The sequence below is a fragment of the Terriglobus sp. YAF25 genome (assembly GCF_052113305.1).
In the GTDB taxonomy this organism is placed as follows: domain Bacteria; phylum Acidobacteriota; class Terriglobia; order Terriglobales; family Acidobacteriaceae; genus Terriglobus.
The window spans coordinates 1-3,050 of record NZ_JBFRCY010000580.1; the positions used below are offsets into that span (position 1 = coordinate 1).

A 3,050-nucleotide genomic window follows, 5' to 3' on the forward strand; every position below is an offset into this window, starting at 1 on the left:
CACATGGTCAACGGATATTGGCCGGCCGCAATGATTCCAACGCTGGGAACGGTGGCCACCAGCGCTGAAATCCTCTTCGGCTTTCTCGTCCTCATCGGCTGGCATACACGCGTCGCCGCGCGGCTGAGCGGACTTCTCCTCATCGTCTTTGCGACTTCCATGACGATCGCATTAGGGGTCAAGTCGGTTCTGAATTACGCCGTTCTCACCGGGATAGGAGGGGCTTTCCTCCTCGCAAGTTGCGAGTTCTTCCCGTTCAGCGTGGACAAGCTGCTGTCCCGTCGAGCGCGTTTAGAGGAGGACGGTATCGATGCTCCGGCCATCCCGGAGACGGCCAAAGCTCGCACGACCTAGACCAGCGAGGAGTGGGGGGGGCTGCGAAATGGTCGTTTGTCCACATTGAGGACGCGGCGCAGGCGACGGTCGCCGCCCTGACCGCGACCCGGGCAAGTATGTTGTCGTGGACGATGACACGTCTCCCGTGAGCGTCTGGCTACCAAAATTCGCAAGCTTTGTGGGCGCTCCCCCTCCGCTGGTCATTACTGAGAATGAGGCACTACAGACTGCGGGTGAGGACGCGGTGTACTACCAGACGAGATTATGTGGCGCTTCGAATGCGAAGGCCAAGCKAGAGCCTCACTTCGTTCCGCGGAGGCGAGAGTGGCTAAGCGAGTGAGATGAAGCCGCCACGTTTCCATCAATTGACAATCGCTCACTAAAACCCCACCCGGCAATAACGCCCGGCAGCTTAGAGAACGGAACTACCACATGGCATGGACACTACTTTGTATCGCCGGCATCGTCGAGATCGCCTTCGCCTTCGGGATGAAGCAGTCTGAAGGTTTTACCCGATTGAAGCCGGCGTTGTTTACGGTCGCTACCGGCTTGTCGAGTGTCATCCTTCTTTCTGTCTCGCTCCGTACACTGCCGGTCGGAACAGCCTATGCGGTCTGGACGGGCATCGGCGCTGCGGGCACGGCCATTATCGGAATAGCGTTGCTGGGCGAGTCCGCGTCGCCGATGAGAATCCTCTGTATCGCTCTTATTCTGACAGGCGTCATCGGCCTCAGGCTCGTCTCGTGATTGCTTATTCCTACTGCAGTACAGTTTGGCAACCCAATGAGATTCAACAAATCGACACACAAGGAGATTCAAAATGACTGTTATCAAAGCCGCCGCCGTACAACTGAGTCCTGTCCTCTACAGCCGGGAAGGCACAGCGGAAAGATTCACAGCGGGCCAAAACCCAAAACCACCTGCAACCAAGACGRCACCCTTTGCGTGAAGGCTGACGTGGAGCAGTCCGTAGTCGTGAATCCGCTCTATTTTGAGGTTCGTGTGAGGTGCTCGAAGCAGATCACGTTGGGATGGGAGCTGAGGGACGATTCGGGCAAGGTGTTAGATCAGGACCCAGACGGCAGGCTCGCCTTCCTAGTCAACAAGGCGTCTGTATCGGAAAGAACACTCGCGGTACGTGACTTTGCGCTCGCACCGGCGAAAACAAGCCACGGAAACCTGGTTCTCCATGCGACGACCTACTCCATAGTAGGCGGTGAGAATTACCCGCTGCCAGAACTCTCAATTCCGGTACGCCTCGATCTCAGAACCAGTGACGTCACCTACGCAGTACCTGCCGGGCAAGAGTTTTCAGACGCCGTCATTGCCAGTGTGGAATCAGACTCGGCACATCCCATTCCGATGAGAGCCCAACTGGCTTGGCGCACGGCTACGCTGCTATATGTGCGACCGGCCATGCTTGGGGTGCGGCGGCCGAAGCTATGGCTCGCGCCTATCCAGGTCAGGGGTCGTGGCATGTCATCAACTACCGCAACGCACAAGGCACTGCTCATCTGACCATCCTCGGCGACGGCTGGGCCGGAGTTACGTACTACCTAACTGGTCTCAATTATTTACTCGAAAAAACCACACAGCATGCGGCGGGTGTGCGGCGCGTTGTTTTCGACAGGAACCCTGATTTCGGGCAATGATAATAGCCCTGTTCTCTCGGTAAGAGTCATCGCTCGCAGCGGCCAAATACACGATTGACGCTATTGGCCGGATTGTCGGCAATACGGAAGTTTGGGATTACCTCCGTATTGCCGGCGATACGCCCAGAAGCCCGTCAATGAGCGATGCGAGCCTGTAATAGCTTCGCCCATTCCGGCGCATCACTTTTCAGGGACTGGGTATCCGCATCGCCCGAGACTTCTGACAAAAGCTTGCCAGTTTTCACATCATAAAGGCGGTAGTCTCCAACCTCGGGACCGTGCGTCGGTCCGTAGACGACCGCCACCTGCTTGCCACCTTCGAGAAACATCCAACCCCACACCATCTCGCCCTGACGGAAGGTATGGAGCACCTGCTTGTGCTGAAAGACGACAACACTCAAGGGGATCGAATAGGATGTACAACAGTTCTCGACATTAATCGTCCAACCGAGCGTTTGGCGATCTTGCGCTAACTCAACTCCAGAGAACCCGACCGCGTTGAAGAACCTTTCCTTATCGGTGCTGGCCTTCAATGGTGGAAGGGTTTGCACAGATTCCGTTCCGTTACTGTAGATGATGTGCAAAGGGCCGGTCTCGTATCCAGAACCGGCTGCCGGTTGTGCGATGAAAAACTTCGTAATCTGAGCCGTTTGCGACGCGTCTTTCGTTTGCAGACTCGTCACCGAGGAGTGTCCAAATGTCGTTGCGGGCAACAAAGCGACCGGCAGAAACACCCATGTAAGAGAGGGACCTTTCAACGAGCACCACCCATCGCTGCGAGTTGATCGACGAAACTTCCGATAGAAGTCTAGCGCGTTAGGCCGCATGCATGGGCCGACGCTTTTGAACACCTGCAAAGATTGCTTGCATAAGAATTCTTTCTTAGTGCAGCATGACGGCGAGAATGTCGACGAACCACTGGGGCGCATCTAGGTCGTGCAGAATACCGGACACAAGCTTTTTTCCGTCTTCGCCGTTGGTCAGAATGACAGCGCCGGACTTCGTGGTGGGTGAGACATAGGCGAAGGTGTACACGCCGGGATCGTGGCCGGTGTGCATAAG

Annotated in this window: 4 protein-coding genes and 1 pseudogene; 3 read left to right on the forward strand and 2 right to left on the reverse strand. The window is 56.2% G+C overall.

The genetic code is table 11. The annotated features are described in order from the left end of the window. From AB4043_RS20465 to AB4043_RS20475, 3 genes and pseudogenes are all read left to right on the forward strand, one after another. Positions 1-354, forward strand: a pseudogene (locus AB4043_RS20465) (hypothetical protein); the annotation flags it as partial. Positions 355-768: 414 nt separating this feature from the next. After that, a complete protein-coding gene (locus AB4043_RS20470; protein ID WP_442301810.1) occupies positions 769-1,083 on the forward strand; it encodes a DMT family transporter in 315 nt (104 codons plus the stop codon). A 210-nt stretch (positions 1,084-1,293) separates the two neighbouring features. Further along, entirely contained in the window at positions 1,294-1,854 is a 561-nt protein-coding gene (locus AB4043_RS20475; protein WP_442301809.1) for a hypothetical protein, read from the forward strand. Between the two features lie 268 nt (positions 1,855-2,122). Here the strand turns inward: AB4043_RS20475 and AB4043_RS20480 are convergent, their stop codons facing one another. Then, positions 2,123-2,722 carry a hypothetical protein gene (locus tag AB4043_RS20480; protein ID WP_442307931.1) on the reverse strand — a complete coding sequence of 200 codons (600 nt, stop codon included), beginning with the start codon at positions 2,720-2,722 and terminating at the stop codon, positions 2,123-2,125. A gap of 148 nt (positions 2,723-2,870) precedes the next feature. Next, positions 2,871-3,050, reverse strand: a 180-nt coding sequence (locus tag AB4043_RS20485) for a hypothetical protein (protein WP_442307932.1), incomplete at its 5' end; no start/stop codon positions are given.